Source organism: Nostoc sp. (assembly GCF_036917465.1).
Taxonomy (GTDB): Bacteria; Cyanobacteriota; Cyanobacteriia; order Cyanobacteriales; family Nostocaceae; genus Nostoc.
Genome location: NZ_JBALDL010000054.1, coordinates 17,720 through 37,890, shown reverse-complemented (window position 1 = coordinate 37,890; position 20,171 = coordinate 17,720). Strand labels below are relative to the sequence as shown.

The following is a 20,171-nucleotide window of genomic DNA, read 5'->3' as shown; positions in this document are numbered from 1 at the left end:
GGTTTAATACTAAAGATTATTCATCATTTCGCTAAGTCTCTGATTAACTCAGCAGTGCTGGGTCGTTTTGCATAGCCTAGTCTAAACTCCAGTCATTAGAGAAGAGTTAGAACAGAACGGACATGAAGTCCGATTAACAGAGATTAAAAACGGCTACGACATTGACGAAGAAGTTGAAAAGCATCTTTGGGCTGATGTCATCATCACTCAGTCACCGGTCTACTGGTTCGGAAATCCTTGGATTTATAAAAAGTACGTAGACGAAGTTTTCAATGCTGGACTTCTTCAGCAGAAGATGGTAGCAAATGACGGTCGGACACGCAGCGACCCCACAAAACAGTACGGGACAGGCGGCCTAATGCAAGGCAAAAAATATATGCTCTCTCTGACTTGGAACGCCCCTGCTGAAGCCTTCAACGACGAGAGGCAGTTCCTGTTTGCGGGCAAATCGGTGGACGATTTTTTCATGTTCAACACCGCAAATTACAAGTTCTGTGGCGTAGAAATCCTTCCTTCTTTCTCTTGTCACGACGTACTGAAGCAAGGTGGCATTGAGCATGACATCGAGCGTCTTAAGGCGCATTTGGCTAAATACGTTCTGTGATTGTCGGTGAGCAGCCAACCCAATTGCTTCCAAAGCAAGTGACAACCGTAACACTCCAACTGCTGCCCAACAACCCGCTTGCACCCGACCGTATCAAGGCTGTTGGCAAGTTCGAGAGGTTATTAGCGTCGGGTGAAGCGGAACGTTAAACCGCAATCACATACAGCAGTCTAGACGTGACATTGAATTGTTTTTTGCTGGCTAGCTTAACAACTCAACTCGATGATCTTTGCGATAAGCGAAGCTTAAGCCTTCGGCTATCGCCCCACCCAACTATCTCAATACAAAACCCTCACTGATAAATTTCAAAACTAGTGAACGCTAATCGCTCTCATCAAATTGTCTCGAGATCGCCGCTCGAAGGTTAAAGATAAAGATCAAGAATTCTTAAAAATAATGGTGACAGAGCAAAGTGATATATATTTGCGAGAAATTCAAGAAGCAATGAAAGACCGAAGAGGAATAAAAGTTAGTATATCAAGTTTATCTCGCACTCTTAATCGCTTAAAATTAAACCGTAAAAAAAAAGCTTAGTAGCGACTGAGCAAGGTACAGAAAGAGTACAAAAATTGCGCTATGAATTTCGGCGAAAGCTTGTCACTATAGATATCAAAAACCTCGTATTCATTGATGAAACAGGTATAAATCTGGCCATGACACGACACTATGGCAGAGGTGAAGGTGGAATTATAGTTTATGATGACCGTCCAGGAAATAAAGGCAAAAACATCACCTTAATTGGAGCTATGACCGATGAAGGCTTAATTGCCACTATGACTTTCTGCGGTAGTTTGAACAGTGATAGTTTTTTAGTTTTTATTGAGCAAATATTACTACCGCAGTTGTGGATTGGAGCTATTGTAGTCATGGATAATTTACCTGTACATTATGCTAAAACTGCAAAATCTTTAATAGAATCTGTTGGAGAAGACAGTTAAGTTTTTGCCTCCATACTCCCCTGATTTATCACCAATCGAGTTATGTTGGTCAAAATTAAAACAAATTCTTCGTTCTGCTAAGGCTTGCACATCTGACGCTCTTGATGAAATCATCACTATGGCTGTTAATGCTATTACTGATGAAAATGCTCTTAATTGGTTTAATCATTGTGGTTTATTTTTTGAGCCTATTAGATAGCTCTTTTTGTGGCTGGTTTGTTCGCAAACTGCTGTAAGTGCATCTTCATAGCGAAAGGGATGCCCAATTCCTTACTCAATTCAACGGCTCCATAATGGCTCTTAAACCTTTACTAGAGAGGGTTCTGAGCATTTGGTTAGCGTTGTATTCGCTGCTAAATACTCCTGCTTGCATAACTCTTTGTCCTTGCCAAACAGTGGGAAACGCACCAGGAACAAGCGATCGCACTAAATCTTTATCCCTGTCAGTTGCGAGGGGAACAACTACGCGATAACGGATACCGAACTGTGTCGCAGAGTTACCGCCATCAGGAATACTTGCAGAACTTGTTTGTATATTGGGAATATTACTAATGGGGATATTGCTATGAGGAAGTGGTAAAAGTGCTGAAGCATTTGGGGCAGTAGCTTCTACTATTGGTAATGGCTGCTGTCTTTGATTCCTCGTGCTGACAACTGAATTGGATGGGTACTCAGGGGCAGTAAACTCAATGGTATTAGGAGCAATCTGCACATAATTTAACTGTGGTGTATTAGTCGGTTGTGCTGGACTGGAAGTTGCAACTTGAGTGTTTTGTCTAGCCGACAAGCTGCTAGGAGTAGGAAATCTAGCAACTCTATAAGTGGATGGCTGTTGATTGGAGATGGATGCCGAAAGTGGTATGTTCGCAGGCAACAATGGCAGCAGTTGACTGTTTAATTGTCCAGGAACAGGATTACTGGGTGAAATGGTGTTGCTGGGTAATGGCGCTGGTTGATGATTGGTAGTTTCAGATATTTCGGGAGCCGAGAAGGTAATTTCCCCAGTTGGTGGTATTTCTCGTAAGACATTGTTGGGAACCGGAGCAGGTTGAGAATTTTGAGTTGCTAGTGCTATTGTCCCGTTAATATCTACTTTGCCCGTGATGCGATCGCTCACCAGGTTATTACCAGCAGCCGAAATCACCTGTTTAGTAGCGCTGGCGTTAATATCGTAGCGGGCATTATTTTGAAATTTATTACCTCCAGGTTCAGATGCACTACCCAAATCTGGCATAGCTTGAGCGATCGCAACTAAACCATCTTCTTTATTATCTTGAATAATATTATTCCGTAAAATCGGGCGGGCTTTTGCTTGCACGATAATTCCCGATCTATTGTTCTGAATTTGATTGCTTATAATTATAGGAGCGGCATTTTGAGCAATATTAATGCCAAAACCCGTTTCGTGAAAGACATTCTCCTTCACTTGGGGACTGGAATTCCCGGCAATTGTGATGCCATTGGCTCCATTGCGATCGAAGTAATTCTTGCTAATAGTGGGTGCAGCATTACCACTGACAGAAATCCCATCTTGGGTACTGCCAGTAAATGTATTTTCTACGATTACCGGATCGCTAGATTCAATCCATAAACCGTAACCCCGGCGATTAGGGTTCGTCACTGTTACCCCAGTCAGCAAAGCTTGGGTTGCTCCCACAATTGTGACATTTTGACCGGCAAAGCTGCGGCTCAGGTAATCACCACCTCCCTGAATGATAATATCCTTACCTTGATTACTAGGGTTGCCTTGAATTGAAACACCTGGTTTCAGCATTAGGGGGAATTCCTCTCCTGTCTCGGCGCTATAAGTACCCGTGGAGAGCATAATTACAGTATTGGCGTTAGCTAATCGTAAAGCTTGAGTAATCGTTTTCACCGGAGCAGATTCACTGCCATTGCCTGTGCTGTCATTTCCAGCATTGGGATTGACAAATAGCACGTTAGCCTGAGAATTTTTGGTTTCACCTTGAGGTGCTGAATTTGGTGTCAATGGAATTTGAGCGATGCCTACGGCGAGCTCCGCTAACGCGCTACCCAGGAACGCCATACTTGCCGCTCCCATGCCTACGGTAAAAGATAATACTGATAAACTAAAAAATAACAGGTTTGCTGATTCGAGAAACTTCCGTTTTGCAAGCATAATATCTACTTTACGGTACTTATAGAACACCCGACAGTGAATCATATTTAACACTACTCCTGAGAAGTTACAATAAATTCTTATCCTCTTAGAGAGTATTATGTCGATAATATTACTCACATATTGACCGATTGGCGATTTTTAATACAGGGTAATAAACGATATTGTGCCTGTTCAACAATTACTCTCTAACTAAATAGTATCTATGCAGTCTCAGTTTAATTTGCCTATTGTAGATTTTCTGATATATCTCTTTCGGCTAGTCCTTTGTAAGCTTGTCATTTACCCTAAAATACTTGACTAACCTTAGTGCAAAACTGTAGCCTCAAACTACCCTTATTACTGCTTATAGGAACATGGGATAATTTATCGTAACTCTCACTCCTACGTCTTTTTGCGTAGATTCTGCAAAAATTAAGTAAAAAAAGCAAATTAATTAACTTATGGTTACTAGGATTTATGATAATTCACATTTTGATGAAAGCACTAATGGGGTTGTTGTAATGGTCGAGCCATACAGCCAAAAAGAGCAAGTACAACTTGTTGTCTACCGCATTTTAGATGCTAATTTAGATCGCGCTCGTGAAGGCTTGCGAATTATTGAAGAATGGTGTCGCTTTGGCTTGAATAATGTCCAGTTAACTCTTGAATGCAAGCGCCTGCGACAAGAATTAGCCAGGTGGCATACCCCAGAATTACGGGCGGCGCGAGATACACCAGGCGATCCGGGGACTGAGTTAACCCATCCGCAAGAAGAAGAACGAGCTAGTATAAAATCGGTATTGCAGGCTAACTTTTGCCGTGTCGAAGAAGCCTTGCGGGTGTTGGAAGAATACAGCAAGCTAACCCTGCCAAATATGGCTAAAGCTTGTAAGCAGATGCGTTATCAGGTTTATACCCTAGAAAGTAGTTTAATGGGTCATCAGCGCCATCAATTGTTGTGGCGATCGCGTTTGTATCTGGTTACTTCCCCTAGTGAAAATTTGTTGAATAACGTCGAAGCTGCACTCAAAGGCGGATTAACGCTTTTACAATACCGCGACAAAACCACCGATGATTCTTTGCGTCTGGAACAAGCAAGAAAACTTCGGCAGTTATGCCACATCTACGGTGCTTTATTCATTGTTAACGATCGCGTGGATCTGGCTTTAGCTGTCGATGCAGATGGAGTGCATCTAGGACAACAAGATATGCCTATTGCTGTTGCTCGGCAATTACTCGGTTCACAGCGCTTGATAGGTATGTCTACCACAAATAAAGAAGAAATGCAAGCAGCAATTGCTGAAAGTGTAGATTATATTGGCGTGGGGCCAGTTTATGAAACTCCTACGAAACTAGGTAAGGTAGCAGCAGGTTTAGAATATGTCAGCTATGCAGTCAAAAATTGCTCAATTCCCTGGTTTGCCATTGGGGGAATCGATGCCAATAATATCAATGATGTAATCGATGCTGGAGCCAAACGGGTGGCGGTGGTGCGATCGCTCATGCAAGCCGAACAGCCTACCCTAGTAACCCAATATTTGCTCTCTCAACTCAATCGCATTAAACCAGAATTTTAAAAGAGTCATTAGTCATTTCTGTAACCAATTCCCAATTCCCCATTCCCCATTCCCAATTCCTACATTTATGTCTAATGAGATTAAAATTCAGCTAAATGGGGAAACCCATAGCTGTTTGTTTCAAACTTCTTTACCCGATTTGCTCCAAAAACTGGGTTTTAACCCCCGCTTGGTGGCTGTAGAATATAATGGCGAAATTTTACACCGCCAGTTTTGGACAGATACAAAAGTGCAACCAGGCGATCGCTTAGAAGTGGTAACTATTGTTGGTGGTGGTTAGCTAATATGAGCCAGCAAGCCCAAATCTTTGAGGCTGCGGCGTGTAATCTCAATGCGGGCGCGTGCATCTTCTGGTTTATACATATCAAGGGTTGTTGCAAAAAAGTACACGTTTTTGTTTTGCTCTAAATAACCTACGAACCAACCAACTTGTGGTTTGCTACTCGTTAACCATCCCGTCTTTCCCCGAAGTGTGTAATCTGGAGTTTGTTCGCGGATCATAATGTCTTTGACAAGATTTATTGTCCGTTGGGAGAAAGGCAAATCGCCTTGATACAAACGTTGCAAAAACTTAATTTGCTCTTGAGGTGTAATTTGCAGTAGCTGCTGTTCTAGCCAAAAACGATCAATGTCTGCGGCTGTTCCAATCTGACGGTTCCCGTAACCTACTTTATTAATAAACTGCTGCATCCGTTCATATCCAGCCCTACGTGCTAGTACTTGATAAAACCAAACAGTTGAATCTTTAAAGGCTTGACGCAAATTCGTATCATGATTCCAAGCATCAATATCTCGGTGAATGCCATCCCAAGTGAGAACCGCCACATCATCAGGAACTACACCTGTTTCTAAAGCCACTAGCGCGTTAAAAATTTTGAATGTCGAAGCTGGTGCGAGCGCAGTTGCATTACGTTTAGGATTATGTTCATAGATGCGGTTGTTTTTGGAGTCGTAAATCAAGATTGAGCCTTCACGCTCGAATTCTTGAAAGTGTCGCCCGAAATTTGGCGCTTTCACAGCAGGACGTTCAGATGAGGTTGAAGCCGGTTGAGCCAGAACATGCATTGTCCCAAAGCTAACAGCAACACATCCAATGATTGTAAATATAACAACTTGTATTCGGTAATGCCGAAGAGATTGCCATATACGAAACAAGATATTTTTCATTGCACATTTAATAGAATCACAAACGAGATCCTACACTGCAATCTTGCTCATTTGTGGAAGCTAGCACAGATGTGCTAGCCTACTCTATCTCTGTTCATCTCACAAAATCGCGTTTCTTCCCTCTGATTTGTAAAGCGATCGGTGAAGGGTTCTCCGCTTGGCTAATTCTTTACCTTTGCGGCCGAGTTGTTCGCGTAGCTGCTGGTCTTTGCACAACCGATTGAAAGCTTGAAACACTTCATAACCAGAATCGGGATTAACCAGTATCCCATTTTCTTCATGCTGAACTATATCTACAACACCACCTAAACGAGGAGCAATTATCGGCTTACCAAAGTAACTTGCTTCTAAATAAACCATACCAAAACCTTCCATATTGTTAGGTTTAGTATCCAATAAAGTCAGCATGGCAAATATATCACAAGCTGCATAATAACCTGCTAATTCTCGCTCCAGCACATATCCAGCAAAGTGGACGCGCTTATCTACCCGCAAACGATGCGCCAGAGATTTCAGTTCCGATTCACTTGACCCTTGACCGCAGATTATATAGTGGACATCCACCCCAAAAGTTAGCAATAGTGGGATGTTCTCAATCACTCTGTCGAAACCTTTATGTTTTACTAGCTTTCCGATGGAGAGAATAACTATTGCTGATTCAGGAATGTTATACGCCTGACGCACACGAACCCGTAAATCATCAAGGCTGCTGGGACTTTCTACATTATTACCAAACCTTTCTGGTCTGATTACTGGATTAATAACGTGGGTAGGAGTATCTAATCGGAAAGCAGTTCTGAGATAATCTTCTGTATAAGAACTGTTACAAACAATACCTTCGGCTCTATGAAGTGTTAATTTAAATAGCGATCGCAACACGGGATTGTGTAAAGTACAAAGAAAATCATTTCCGTGCAGATAGATAAAAAAACGAATAGGTAAAAAATAGCTCAATAGCAACAGTGAAGGAAAGTCGTAACCGTGGCCCCACTCTATATAACGGTAGTGATAACGAAAATAGAGTTTGATTGCTAGGACAAATGAGCAGACGATATTGACAAAAGGCTTCAGAATGCTTCCCATAAAGCCACTACGCCCGTATTTAGGATAAGACCAGCGATACACGGGAAACTGTTGACCTTCATCAAATACTTTATCTCCTGAGCAACTAGCCGCCAGCACAATAACTCTTTCTGGGTCTTGAAGACAGCGATTGTAGATATATTCCCCAATTACAACTTCTTTCGGCCGGAATATCCGGCTGATGACTAGGATATCTGGGTATGCAGCTTTATCTCTAATTTTTGCTGTTAGTTGAGAAATATGTTCCATAATCAAAGTAATAAATTTACTTCAAATAATTTTTAATTTATTTACAATTAGGATTACGATCAAAGCCATAATTATTATTTTATTTCTTTTAAAACGAATGTGGTAGACAAATTTGAAGCTTATTTGAGGAGATTAGCCGGGAAGATTGTTTTTATAGTATTGATTTTATTTTTGCTGCAAATTGCTCACTAATTGAAAATTTCTGTACATGATGAACAATTAAATCTAGCACTTGTAGTCAAATTACTTAGTGAAGAACTGTTGCCAAAATTACGACATTTACTTACGTTCAATAGAATATCTTATCCAGGATATTCTATATGTCCCAAAACGCCAAAAGCTTGAATAAGTATTTTATGGCTATCGATGTCTGCTTAGTAATTCTAGCAAGGATTATAGTCAATTTGAAGTCTTTTGTTATATAAGTATAAAAGTTATTTTATGTAATTTTAAATACTAAAATCCATGAAATATCATCTCATCTTCTGACCAAAGCAGTAGGGTGAAGTGTTAAAAAATTAATCAGAATAATCATGGAAAATTGCAATAATCTGTATAATGCAAGACTGTAGTCTAGAAGTGCCGAGTCTAAAACGTAGCAACAATTGCCCGTTCGCAAATTTCTGTAATTGTGAACATATCTTAAGGTACGGTTCCCCAGTCGAGAAATCCCTCCTGCGATCACTGCCTACACCAGATAAGACGCGGTAGATTGGATATGTAGCCTTTAAAAGTGAATGCTACAAAGCTTGCTTGTTACGGACTGGCGTTAGCGACATACCGCAAAACTCCTACCAGTATGGGGAGAAATCATAAAAAATTCACTTTTCCAAGCGATTGTACTATGCGTAAAAAACTACAACAAATCATCAAACCACTGTTCAAAACCTTCTTAGCCCTAAGCTTGGTGTTAGCTTTGGCTTTTAGTCACGCCGATGGAGCATTAGCAGCCCGTAGTGGAGGCCGTATCGGTGGTGGCTCATTTAGAGCGCCTTCCAGCCGCACCTATGCACCACGCACATACTCACCTCCTGGTGGAGGCGGATACTATCCTGGCGGTGGTTTTGGTGGCGGTTTTGGCTTTCCCTTCCTAATTCCTTTTTGGGGGATTGGGGGAGGATTTGGTGGTCTATTTAGCATCTTAATCTTCTTTGCGATCGCTAATTTCTTAGTGCAAACTTTCCGCCGCGTCTCTGGCGGTGAAACTCCAGAAGCAGATTACAGCAGTAACTCTTCTGTTTCTGTAACACGTTTGCAAGTAGGTTTGTTAGCTCAAGCCCGCGAATTGCAAAATGAACTCAACCACATTGCTGAAACTGCTGATACTAACACCCCACAGGGGAGAGCAGAAATTCTGCAAGAAGCCAGCCTAGCTTTACTCCGCCATCCAGAATACTTTGTATATGCAGGTGGTGGCACTCAACAAGCCAGTTTAAATTCAGCTGAAAGTCAGTTTAATCGGCTGTCACTGGCAGAACGCAGCAAGTTTAGCGAAGAAACTCTTTCTAATGTCAACAACCAGCTAAAAGCAGCCCTTGCTAAAGATGCTCTACCTCCGGCTGGTGAACTCGACAATCCCACCCGCTTATTTACTGAAGGCCCTGGTGAATATATTATCGTCACCTTGCTAGCGGCGACATTAGGTAAGTTTGAAATCCCCACAGCAATTAACAGTGCTGATGATTTGCGTCAAGCTCTGCGCCAAATTGGTAGTATCCCTAGCGAAAAACTTCTAGCAATTGAAGTACTTTGGACTCCGCAAGCTGAAAATGATACCCTGACATCTGATGATGTACTGGCAAATTATCCTGATTTGAGACTTGTTTAATCTCTAAAAAATTTCGCGCCAAGATGCTAATAAATACAGCAGATTGCAATTTGGTGAGGTACAGATCATCGTAGGGGCACAACATGTTGTGCCTCTACCCGTGTACTTCATTTACCTGCAATACGCTGTAACTTAGCATCTTGGCGCAACAAATAAATTCCCTTTTAAGGGGAATAACTAGAAAACCGTTTGTCAATGACAAGCGGTTTTTTCAAGCAAGAACTGAATCAACCGACCTTGAAAGAGGCAGGATGCAGAATGCCTGTAATACTTGCTCTACTTAGGAAGGATCGAGATACATTACTCCATCAGATGTTGCTGAACTTGGGAAACTAATTTATTTGTCAAGTGGTTAGCAAGAGGTCTGTATTAGCAGCTTCAACCATAACTCTGATTACTGGTTCTGTGCCAGAGGCGCGAACTAAAATCCTACCAGAATCACCCATCCCAGCTTCAGCAAGAGCGATCGCTTTTTAATATGGGTTGGCAATCTTTCCATCCTAAACGGCGATCGCGGTCTACTACTGGCACGTTCCGCAATAATTGCGGATAGGTTTGAAAGCTTTGATCTATTAATTCTGCTAAAGAAACACCCACCTTTTTTACCAATACTGCTATATGTAGGGCTGTTAGCAAGCCATCGCCAGTAATACCGTAATGATGGCAAAGAATACGCTCCATACAGTCACAGTTTCAATTCTGCCGTTTGCTTATTCTGCATAGTTTATAGCTTTTGTTCATGCCATTCGACTCTGTACTTGATTGCTCTATAAAGATGCATCATAGCTTTGCTAAGTTTAAAGACAATTTTCCCCAGAATAGAGCGTTTAGGATGTGCAATTCTTTCGTGTTCTTCAAAATAAGTCGACATTTCATCCATGTTTGACTGTCCCTTTTGAATTTTAACCAGTTCAATTTTGTTATTAAAAAAGGAAATACCTGACATCTGGCTCCATCTCACTGGCAGCCCTGCTTTATAGGCAGCTAAACCAATGGCATTACCTTCGCCTTCATAAACTCCATTTTGCTCAAAATATTTGGCAAGAATTGACCATGTTTCTAGAAATTCAATTTCTTTTCCTGTTGACTTAGTGACAGAAAATAAGTATTCATGGACAAAGGTAACATTTTCACATTCTGGCTCTAAATTTAAAAATTGTGCTGCTTTTTTAATGACTTCAATTTCTCTAGCAAATTTTTTGTTAGTTGTTCCTAAAGCTTTGGCAAATTTTTTCGGCATATCCATACAAGCCCTAGCACTTATCCCTGGCTCTAAAAGCCATTCCATATCTTCTGGCACTGGTGCCAAGATTCGCATATCCGAATCAATGAATATACATGAATTAAATAGAGATAATGCCTTAGCAATGGCAAATCTCTTGTCGTGGTAACACTTAACACCCTGCTGCTGATGCTCAAATGCTAAAACTTGAGGATATTTGCTAAACTCTTCAGGATGATCGGTGAGAATTATAAAAGCAGTGTTAGGTGAATAGAGTTCTAGGTCTTTTGCTAACAAAGCAGCTAGCGCCCGATACACTTTGCCTAATGCTAAAGTACAAAAGCAGAATTTTTGTTGATTCATATTTGGAGGATTTGAGAGTAAAACCTTGAAAAGGTGAAATTATCCAATTAGTTAATACAACGGATTGCTTCTTCGTGAGGTACAGGATTTTAATCTAAAAACAAGATAAAAAGCTTTTTTCATTCCTGGCCATAGTCTGATTTGAAAAAAACCTCATAAGGCAAGAAAAACCGCCAGAGGAAACCAGGGGGAAGTACGGCACTCGACTCAGCATCTATAGGTAAATATTGAGAACGGTAGATTTCAATAGCCTGCTTTTTCTTAGATTGCACTTGATGAATTGCAATTCGATGAGCGCCTACCAATTCATCAAACTTCAGACTGCTAAACAATAAAGACTTCCAAAGCAACCAGATAGCATATTGCCACAGTTCTACTGTCACTTCTGCTTTACTAATAGCAGCTTTAACCAATTGATAAGTAATTTCATGATCTGTACTACGATCGTGTTTATGAGTAACGTACACTTCTTGTGGTTGAAAACTACCTAATAATTGCGCCATTTCTTCAATGGTTTGCTGTTGTTCAGTTTCTGTCATTTTGGATAATGCACCATCAGATTTATCAAGAAAGTGAATATCTGTTGATTCCACACCTAAAATTTTCAAAGCTGCTAGTGCTTCTTCCCTACGAATTTGAACAATTTCTGAACGGGTAATCTTAGTATGACCTCGATGAGAACCTCCTCCATCTGTAACGAAAACAACTTTAATCGGTATCCCTTGTTCTCGCTTGAGTGCAATCAGACCCCCACAACCTAGTGCTTCATCATCTTGGTGAGGAGAAAAGACAATTACCGATTTCTGGTTAATATTTAGTTGTTGACTACCTCGATATAGAAGCCAGTAGAACTGTAGTTGAATCAGTAGTTCTCGGAATTTGTAATTCAACAACCACCACTTATTATGCAGACCTAACCTTAAGCGGTGAAGAAGATTTCTTATTTTCATAGCACCAGATATTATTGGAATTACAGAAATTTCTCAGCAGAATTGTATTAATATTTCCTTACAAAGATATTATCCAAGTGCTATCTAGCATCTGGATTAAATGAGAAAAATTAATTGCTATTTAATTTCCGACTTTTATCTTATTTTGATATTTAATTAAAGTAATGTCAATATTGTGTATTTATTATGTCATCTTTATAAATTGAATAGTTCGAGTGAGTGGGGAAATTTTTGTAAGTAATATCACGCTCGGATCATTCGTTTTATAATATTATGAAAAATCTTGATAGTCTTACTAGTTAGAATTACAGATGTTTCCAGAAGTTCGTTGATGATTAACAACTTAACTAATTTTATAATTATTACTTGATGGGCATTGATAAAGTTCTATGTTTTGCGTTATATAGCAATCCGATTTGATTTCTGAATCGCTCGTAGAGGTAAGGGACTGGGGACTGGGGACTGGGAAGAAGGAATAAAGGTGTACTGAGTTTTGTTCAAAAATCAAATATGAGTCCTATATGTAATCAATAGTTATACTTAGGGCTAAAACGTTGAATCAATGGGTCAAAGTATAACTTAGATATACCTGGACTTACGCACTGGAAACTGAAACCTAGATTCCCCTAACCCTCTTTAAAAAGCTACGGTATACACACAAGTCTGGCAGCAGCCATATCTTCATATCTTGTTTAATGAATCTCGCACTGCGTTTCTATGCCGCCTCGGAATTCATTCCGAGTCTTATAGCTGAGGGGAATCCTAAAGAGCCAACTTTTTAAGGGGGTTGGGGAAGCTCTTATGCGTAAGTCCTGTATATTTTAGAAAAATTATTCCTAGCCAAGACTTTGGTAATATTATCGAAATGCATTATCCGTAGAGCGTTATCTTATGCCTAGCGTTGAAGCCGACGAAAACCGAGAGCATCGCATTAAAACAGAGATTATTGTAGATGCTGAAGATAAAGAAGACCGAGCTATGGGTTGGTATTACTACCTCGAAGAGGCTCTGAATTTTCCCTTTCTGGCTAAATGGACTAAGAAGGGACGTAAATCAGGCTCTACCGAGGAGAAACAAGTGGAAGTACTGGGAATGGCACCAGATGATGAATGCTTAAAAGATATGTTTGTCGAAGTGGCTTATATTAATGGTAAGGATGAAGATGTATATTCTGCAAAGTTATCTGAAATAGTAGCCATTGATGCTGACAGCGAAACTCAAGAAGCGATCGCAGACTGGCTCTATTGGATTGCTAGAGGGTACAAGTTTTAAATTCTAGGATAAATACCGAATGACGCGGCAGGGATTACCAGCAGCGACAACATTCTCAGGTATATCTTTGACAACTACACTGCCAGCACCAATGGTTGTATTATCCCCAATAGTGACACCTGGACAAATAATTGCACTCCCACCAATCCAGACGTTGTTACCAATGTTAATTGGAGCAGCTAATTCTCTCCCAGAAAGGCGAATTTCTGGCTCTGTCGGATGATAAGCCGTATAAATTTGTACATAAGGAGCGCATAAGACATTTTCACCAATATGAACTGTATTGCAGTCTAAAATTACACAGCCATAGTTCATAAACAATTTGTCGCCAGCAAAAATATTACTACCATAGTCACAGTGAAAGGGTGGCAAAATTGATACTTTGTCACCGATCTTTCCAAATAACTCTTGCAAAATTTCCTGACGTTGCTCTTGCTGTTCTTCAGTTGTAGAATTGTACCTTCGCAACAGACGACTAGCTCGCTTACTTTCGCCAGCCAATTCTGGATCTTCTGCCAGATATAATTCACCTGCGAGCATTTTCTGTTTTTCGGTTTTTTTCATGAATAAAAATTTTATATATAGAAATTTTAAATCAGTTAAAAACAAAAATATCCCCAATTTCTTGAAGGAGTGGGGGATCTGAGTTTATCGGTGGAGAGCAAACCAAATTAGGATTGCTATAATTGTAAACCAAAAAGTTTTTCCCAAAGAGCAATGTCTGCGGTGGTTACTGAGTTTGCCATACCACTTCTCTACGAGACGCTCCGCGAACGTGGAAGCAAGCTAGTACCGCAAGGCGGAATTCAAAATTCAAAATTCAAAATGAATACAGGGTGAGCGTTCTATTGATTTGGAATGGGTGGTTTATTTACGCCGTGCTGTAATAGCAAGAGCGTATCGTAGAGAAATGCGGGTTGCACTTACTTAATTTTAAGTACAATAAGTTACTTTTTTATGATTAATGCTTATATGCGCTTAATGCCTAATTTAGGCGAACCAATCTTTTTTGTCCAAAGCCCAACTAAAAATCCAATGCAGACTGAAAGTTTTTTATAAAGAGTTTGTCATCTAAAGTGAGTTCAGATTGTTTCAACTTTTTAAGCAGTATGTATCGCTTAATAGCTTCTTGCTGTAAATAAAGTTTATTCGCTTCAGGATATACAGCCTCAAATTTGTTTAGCATGATGTATTGGACTCCTTAGAACAAAGTAATAAGTGCAAAGAGGAACAATAGTGTTAATTTTTATTGTTATGACTGGCGATTCAGTTTTTGCCCGAAAACCAATTATTTGATGCTTCTTTCAAATCTTGCGATCTATACTCAGCTTTCCATTTACATGTAGAACAACTAAATTCAAAGGAAATATTTCTGATGTATTCGGTATACTTCAAATGCACTGAGTGGCAATTTGGGCAAAATCCTCTAATTATCAGTAACTCTAATTCTTTCTCTTTTTTTATGTTGAACATCTTTGGAAAATTCAGTGACTTACTTAATTAGTGTGAGATTGATTTTTCCTAATTTTTAATATGATGAGGACTTACACAAAGAATAGCCCAAACCTTGATTTTCAGTAGGGGCAATTCATGAATTCCCCCTACCACGTGTAGTTTTGCATAAGTCCTAATGACAAATCATTTTTACCCATCATAATTAGCCGTGACAAAATCTTGACTCGACCCTTCCTTAAACCCTTAAAGAGTTAACTTAGTTAACACCGCTTAGGTGTATTGATCTGAATTGGTAATTTGAGATAGTAAGTATTTATAAGTAAGCTCTCAAACTGTATGTAGCATTACAGATACCTGTTTGAGATGATGTATTACCTAAGTTGAAGATGTATAAGATAAGTATATAAAGTTTGAGTTTGTTATAAAACTTTATAAAATGTAGATTATACTGTTGGATTTTGTATAAGTTTAAGCGGGCAGAATCGGATATCTCAAAATAAATATTTTTCTCTTGAGCATAAATAAATTTAGGGTCTTGAGACGCTTTTAACAAGTTGTAAAGAAAATCATAGTAATTTAATTTAAGTGGTAAGTAGGCGTAATTAAATATAAGATCAAACCTCACCCTCAATACCTCTCCTTACTAAGGAGAGGGAAGCCGGAGGCAGGGTGAGGTTTGATATTTAATTTGACTCACTTACTTAGCAGAAAAGACTAATTAACTAAATATGGCATAAGTAGCTTTTCCCTGCCGTTTAGCTCGGTACATAGCAATATCAGCATCCCGTAGGAGAGTTGCAGGCTCCTCATGACTACTAAAATTCCAAGTAATCCCAATGCTAGCTGTTGTAGATAATTCATATCCATTCAGGTTAAGTGGCGATCGCAAAGCTTCTTGAATCCGTTTGGCAACATTGGTAGCGTCAGTGATGTCTTTAATGTCTTCTAAAAGAACAGTAAACTCATCACCACCAAATCGTGCTACGGTATCGCCACCGCGTAAACACGACTCTAAACGTCTAGCGATCGCTACTAAAAAATCATCCCCTATTCCATGCCCAAAGCGATCGTTAATCTCCTTGAAGCCATCTAAATCCAAAAATAAAACTGCAAAATAATAATCGCTTCTGCGTTTGCTACGCTCAATTGTTTGTCTAAGCCGATCTAGAAATAAAACACGATTTGGTAATGCTGTCAGCCCATCGTAGAAAGCATTACGAATCAGTTGTGCCTCTGTCTGTTTACGTTTGGTGATATCTTGAAAAACTAAAACTGCACCAGTAATATTACCATTGCGATCGCGGATGGGTGCAAGATTATCCCCAATAGCTATCTCTTTCCCATCTTTGGTAATCAGTGTGCTATTTTCTGGTAAATCTAAAATTTCACCTGCTTCGATTACATTTGTGGCTAAATTTGCAATTGTTTCTCCTACATCTTTGTCAACTAACTTAACGACTTCTATTAAATCTTTGCCAACCGCTTCGCTTTGCTTCCAGCCAGTGATTAGTTCTGCTGTGGAATTCATCATTTGAATACAACCATTTGCATAAGTCACAATCACTGCACAGCCCATACTGTTAATAATTGCTGCCAGCCTCTGTTTTTCTTCGTATAATATCTTTTTGCTCTGATGTTTGTACAAAGCCATTTCAACTACAACCTGTAAATCACTTTCAATAAATGGTTTGACTATGTAATTAAAAGGCTCACTTAGCTGATTTTTATATAATGTTTTACATTCCGAACACTCTGTTATATATACTACAGGCACATGAAAGTGATTCTGGATAATATCTGCTATGTGTACACCGTTAATTTCACCAGCTAGGCAGATATCAATTAATACTAAATTTGGATGAGTTTCTGCTACCTTTTTTATTGCTTCTTCACCAGACTGAGTAATTTCTGAAACAGAATAACCTAATTTTTGTAAACTCTTTCTAATATTTGAGGCTATGGTTTTTTCATCCTCAACAACTAGGATTTTGCGGGCGAACATGGTAAAACAACCTGTTTGCTAAGGTTCAAATTTTTGTTGTTAGTGTCAACTCTATATAAAAGTTCTAATTTTATCATAAACAATCTTTTACTACTCTGTAGTATTTTTTGATATAAATACCTACTCATAAGCAAGTAGCATCATATTATTAACCTCACATAAGTTCCGCGCTTATCAAAGCTAATTGTGATTACTTTATGCAGTTAATATCATGCCATTAACATAGAATGTAGATTACCATATAATTACCAGCAATCAAAAAGTGATTTTTAAAGATATGCAATAATTTTCCTGAAGAAAATAAATATTAAGTATAGTATTTATGCAAAAATTAAGCAAGAATAAAAGTTGATCGAATCATAGTATAATGCTTTCAAGTTAGTTGAAAATTTTAATTGTAGTTTTTTGTATATATCATGATAGTATCCACTCACTATAATATTACTAAAAATTAATTATTATCTGGAATTAAAGAGTTTAATATACCTTCGTCTAAAAATAGTTTTGCCTCAGATGGAGTGGAAACTATCGTTTGAAAGTGTCCTATTTGGTAGGATATACAAGTTTTTGATATATCACTAAGAACTTTTTAAACATCCTCTATATACAGAAGTTTTAGAGAATATCATTTTAGAACTATTGATTACTTTTGATTAATACTTAATCAAAAATTATGTGAACTGAAAATATGCAAATTAAATGCTAATTTGCAAATTACATGATGTTCTAGTTTTTTAACAACGAGGGTTTGCTGGGGGCAATGGCAGGAAATATTCTCTTGTAAGATACTTCCATGCTCCATATAAACCCCTTTTTTTACTAGCTTATAGATATTGAGATAAAAACCACGTTTTATGCTTTAGAGATTGGACTTAGTTTTGGTCAGTTCGATGCTAATTTTGCCACCAAAGTCTGGAATAGGTGCGGCAGGTTTGGTCAGAGTGACTTGGACTTTTGTTACAAGATCGCATTCTTGGAGAATAGAATCTGCGATCGTTGCTACCAATTTCTCCACCAAAGCAAACTTAGACGTTTTGACCAGATGTTGTATCAAGCCAATGACGCTGCGATAATCTAAAGTGTCTTCGATCGCGTCAGTTTTGGCCGCTGTAGAGATATCCAACCATAACCTCACATCTACCTCAAACCATTGTCCTAGCACCTGTTCTTCTGGTAAATACCCAGTGTAGCCATAGCCGCGAATTCCGGTTAAATGAATACAGTCCATAAAAGTTTGAGAGCAAATTGGGCATTTTGTAGAAAGTGGAGCAAGTTTGTTTGGAGATTTTCTTTCCTCCAAACTCGCGTGGCGGTGTTGGGTTCCATCACCGTATTTGTGAGGGTTGGTTTACAAGCCATCCTTACGCAAAGGTGGTTCCAAAGTATCGAGGATCGGCTTCCCTCCCCTCGGACTTCTTTTCACCAAACTTTCCCAGATGGATTTTAAATTAAATTTCCCTAGACAAAATCTAAAATTTCAGATTGTTTTATAGCTATGTTTGATTTAATGCCGATCGCCTTTAGGAATGTTAATCAACTTTGGGCTTATATTTTAACAGAGACGCTAAAGCGATTGGGATTGACTTGTGCGATCATTTGCCCCGGATCGCGCTCTACACCTTTAGCAGTGGCTTTTGCTCAACAAGTACCTGAGATTGAGGCGATTTCCATTCTCGATGAACGTTCCGCCGCCTTTTTCGCCTTGGGACAAGCTCAAGCAACCGGACGCGCTGTGGTGCTAGTTTGTACCTCTGGTACAGCAGGATCAAACTTTTATTCAGCAGTCATTGAAGCCTCATATAGTCGCGTACCACTGTTGATATTAACCACCGATAGACCGCCAGAATTGCGAGATTGTCACTCTGGCCAAACTGTAGATCAATTGAGATTATACGGAAACTACCCAAATTGGCAAACAGAGTTAGCCTTACCCTCCGCCGATCAGGGAATGCTAGCTTACCTGCGACAAACAGTAATTTATAGCTGGGAAAGAACGCAAACTCCTACAAAGGGGCCAGTACATTTGAATATTCCCTTTCGCGATCCCTTAGCACCTCTTCCTGATGGAACTGATTTGGGCTATTTGCGATCGCAGTTTCACCCAGAAGACTTTTTTGCAGGGATAACAAACCCATGCCCCATGCCCTATGCCCCATGCCCCATTCCTAAAGAATGGAAAGAATGCGATCGCGGGATTATTATTGCAGGTGTTGCCCAACCACAGCAACCAGAAGAGTATTGTAGAGCGATCGCGCATCTTTCCCAAACTCTCAAATGGCCAGTCCTAGCAGAGGGACTTTCCCCAGTCAGAAATTATGCCGAACTCAACCCCTATTTGATTTCCACTTATGACCTAATTTTGCGAAATCAGCAACTAGCAAAGCTGCTAGCGCCGGAAGTGGTGATTCAGGTAGGTGAAATGCCTACGAGTAAAGAACTGCGTACTTGGATAGATGCAACGCAACCGCGACGCTGGGTAATTGATAAGAGCGATCAAAACCTCGACCCTTTGCACGGGAGAACGACGCATTTACGGATATCAGTAGAAGACATAAAGGTAGAAGAGAGAAATTTATCTTTCTCCTCCGACTATGGAAAGAAATGGTGTGATGCGGAAGCTCAGGTTAGGTTAGCTGTTGACCAGACGATGGGGAAAATAGATGAAATAATTGAGAGTAAAGCAGCTTGGTTAATTTCTCAGATTTTACCGCCCGGAACGCCTCTGTTTATTGGCAATAGTATGCCTGTGCGGGATGTGGAGTATTTCTGGAAACCGAATGATTTAGGAGTGCGATCGCACTTTAACCGGGGTGCAAATGGCATAGATGGCACATTATCCACAGCTTTAGGAATTGCCCATCGCCAGCAAAGTAGTGTGATGTTAACGGGAGATTTAGCGCTGTTACATGACACTAATGGTTTTTTAATCCGCAATAAGTTTGTGGGACATCTCACGATTGTGTTAATTAACAACAATGGCGGTGGCATTTTTGAGATGTTACCCATCGCCAAGTTTGATCCGCCATTTGAAGAGTTTTTTGGCACTCCCCAGAATATTGATTTTGCTCAGTTGTGTGCTACTTATAATGTGCAGCATGAATTAATTACTTCTTGGCAACAGTTGCAGCAAAAATTAAACCTGCTCCCAATTACCGGGATGCGGGTTTTAGAGTTGCGGACAAATCGCAAAACAGATGCCAAGTGGCGACATGATAATTTACGGAAGTTTACCGCACATATTGTAATTTAACTCTGCCGTTAGATATTACTAAATAGCGAGATGCAAGGTATTAAGTTTGCGAAATGTTTATGGTGTCAAAATTAAAAGTGATTTATATA

At 39.6% G+C, this 20,171-nt stretch carries 17 protein-coding genes and 1 pseudogene; 9 read left to right on the top strand and 9 right to left on the bottom strand.

All coding sequences use genetic code 11. The features are described 5' to 3' along the window. Nucleotides 1-94: 94 nt before the first annotated feature. The 4 genes from V7K38_RS11275 (at nucleotide 95) to V7K38_RS11260 (ending at nucleotide 1,741) form a co-directional block, all read left to right on the top strand. Nucleotides 95-604: an NAD(P)H-dependent oxidoreductase gene (locus V7K38_RS11275; protein WP_334857806.1), complete on the top strand. Its 510-nt coding sequence runs from the start codon at nucleotides 95-97 to the stop codon at nucleotides 602-604. A gap of 339 nt (nucleotides 605-943) precedes the next feature. Beyond that, nucleotides 944-1,138: a helix-turn-helix domain-containing protein gene (locus V7K38_RS11270; protein WP_334857802.1), complete on the top strand. Its 195-nt coding sequence runs from the start codon at nucleotides 944-946 to the stop codon at nucleotides 1,136-1,138. Between the two features lie 35 nt (nucleotides 1,139-1,173). Continuing rightward, complete coding sequence (locus tag V7K38_RS11265; protein WP_334857801.1) at nucleotides 1,174-1,542, top strand: transposase; 369 nt, start codon at nucleotides 1,174-1,176, stop codon at nucleotides 1,540-1,542. Further along, nucleotides 1,526-1,741 (top strand): transposase, encoded by a 216-nt coding sequence (locus tag V7K38_RS11260; RefSeq protein ID WP_334857800.1) that lies wholly within the window; start codon nucleotides 1,526-1,528, stop codon nucleotides 1,739-1,741. The genes V7K38_RS11265 and V7K38_RS11260 overlap by 17 nt, the downstream gene beginning before the upstream one ends. A 75-nt stretch (nucleotides 1,742-1,816) precedes the next feature. Here V7K38_RS11260 and V7K38_RS11255 read toward each other — a convergent pair whose 3' ends face one another. Next, nucleotides 1,817-3,682: a DUF1565 domain-containing protein gene (locus tag V7K38_RS11255; protein ID WP_334857798.1), complete on the bottom strand. Its 1,866-nt coding sequence runs from the start codon at nucleotides 3,680-3,682 to the stop codon at nucleotides 1,817-1,819. Between the two features lie 443 nt (nucleotides 3,683-4,125). On the opposite strand from V7K38_RS11255, the gene V7K38_RS11250 reads away from it, so the two are divergent. Both V7K38_RS11250 and thiS read left to right on the top strand, forming a co-directional pair. Then, the gene (locus V7K38_RS11250; protein ID WP_334857797.1) at nucleotides 4,126-5,241 is read left to right on the top strand and encodes a thiamine phosphate synthase; all 1,116 of its coding nucleotides are present in this window, start codon (nucleotides 4,126-4,128) and stop codon (nucleotides 5,239-5,241) included. A 67-nt stretch (nucleotides 5,242-5,308) separates the two neighbouring features. Further along, nucleotides 5,309-5,521 carry a sulfur carrier protein ThiS gene (gene thiS / locus V7K38_RS11245; protein WP_334857795.1) on the top strand — a complete coding sequence of 71 codons (213 nt, stop codon included), beginning with the start codon at nucleotides 5,309-5,311 and terminating at the stop codon, nucleotides 5,519-5,521. Here thiS and blaOXA read toward each other — a convergent pair. Both blaOXA and V7K38_RS11235 read right to left on the bottom strand, forming a co-directional pair. Next, a complete protein-coding gene (blaOXA, locus tag V7K38_RS11240) occupies nucleotides 5,518-6,408 on the bottom strand; it encodes a class D beta-lactamase (protein WP_334857794.1) in 891 nt (296 codons plus the stop codon). The two genes, thiS and blaOXA, sit on opposite strands and share 4 nt — an antisense overlap. Nucleotides 6,409-6,507: 99 nt before the next feature. Beyond that, nucleotides 6,508-7,740 carry a glycosyltransferase family 4 protein gene (locus V7K38_RS11235; RefSeq protein ID WP_334857793.1) on the bottom strand — a complete coding sequence of 411 codons (1,233 nt, stop codon included), beginning with the start codon at nucleotides 7,738-7,740 and terminating at the stop codon, nucleotides 6,508-6,510. Nucleotides 7,741-8,584: 844 nt separating this feature from the next. On the opposite strand from V7K38_RS11235, the gene V7K38_RS11230 reads away from it, so the two are divergent. After that, entirely contained in the window at nucleotides 8,585-9,568 is a 984-nt protein-coding gene (locus tag V7K38_RS11230; RefSeq protein ID WP_334857791.1) for a DUF1517 domain-containing protein, read from the top strand. Between the two features lie 300 nt (nucleotides 9,569-9,868). Here V7K38_RS11230 and glmM read toward each other — a convergent pair. From glmM to V7K38_RS11215, 3 genes and pseudogenes are all read right to left on the bottom strand, one after another. Then, nucleotides 9,869-10,240: pseudogene (glmM, locus tag V7K38_RS11225) on the bottom strand (phosphoglucosamine mutase); the annotation flags it as partial. A gap of 52 nt (nucleotides 10,241-10,292) precedes the next feature. Continuing rightward, on the bottom strand, nucleotides 10,293-11,153 hold the full coding sequence (locus V7K38_RS11220) for a hypothetical protein (protein WP_334857790.1): 861 nt from the start codon (nucleotides 11,151-11,153) through the stop codon (nucleotides 10,293-10,295). Nucleotides 11,154-11,272: 119 nt separating this feature from the next. Then, nucleotides 11,273-12,103, bottom strand: coding sequence for a PIG-L deacetylase family protein (locus V7K38_RS11215; protein ID WP_334857788.1), 831 nt, complete (start codon nucleotides 12,101-12,103; stop codon nucleotides 11,273-11,275). Nucleotides 12,104-12,994: 891 nt separating this feature from the next. On the opposite strand from V7K38_RS11215, the gene V7K38_RS11210 reads away from it, so the two are divergent. Next, nucleotides 12,995-13,375, top strand: a complete 381-nt coding sequence (locus V7K38_RS11210) for a calcium-binding protein (RefSeq protein ID WP_334857786.1) — start codon at nucleotides 12,995-12,997, stop codon at nucleotides 13,373-13,375. A 3-nt stretch (nucleotides 13,376-13,378) separates the two neighbouring features. On the opposite strand, the gene V7K38_RS11205 is transcribed toward V7K38_RS11210, so the two are convergent. The 3 genes from V7K38_RS11205 to folB all read right to left on the bottom strand — a co-directional run bounded on the left by V7K38_RS11205 (nucleotide 13,379) and on the right by folB (nucleotide 18,060). Then, the gene (locus V7K38_RS11205; protein ID WP_334857784.1) at nucleotides 13,379-13,939 is read right to left on the bottom strand and encodes a sugar O-acetyltransferase; all 561 of its coding nucleotides are present in this window, start codon (nucleotides 13,937-13,939) and stop codon (nucleotides 13,379-13,381) included. Nucleotides 13,940-15,548: 1,609 nt separating this feature from the next. Next, on the bottom strand, nucleotides 15,549-16,832 hold the full coding sequence (locus tag V7K38_RS11200) for a GGDEF domain-containing response regulator (RefSeq protein WP_334857783.1): 1,284 nt from the start codon (nucleotides 16,830-16,832) through the stop codon (nucleotides 15,549-15,551). An 859-nt stretch (nucleotides 16,833-17,691) separates the two neighbouring features. Next, nucleotides 17,692-18,060: a dihydroneopterin aldolase gene (folB, locus tag V7K38_RS11195; RefSeq protein ID WP_334857782.1), complete on the bottom strand. Its 369-nt coding sequence runs from the start codon at nucleotides 18,058-18,060 to the stop codon at nucleotides 17,692-17,694. Between the two features lie 267 nt (nucleotides 18,061-18,327). On the opposite strand from folB, the gene menD reads away from it, so the two are divergent. Then, nucleotides 18,328-20,082, top strand: coding sequence for a 2-succinyl-5-enolpyruvyl-6-hydroxy-3-cyclohexene-1-carboxylic-acid synthase (gene menD / locus V7K38_RS11190; RefSeq protein ID WP_334857780.1), 1,755 nt, complete (start codon nucleotides 18,328-18,330; stop codon nucleotides 20,080-20,082). Nucleotides 20,083-20,171: the final 89 nt, after the last annotated feature.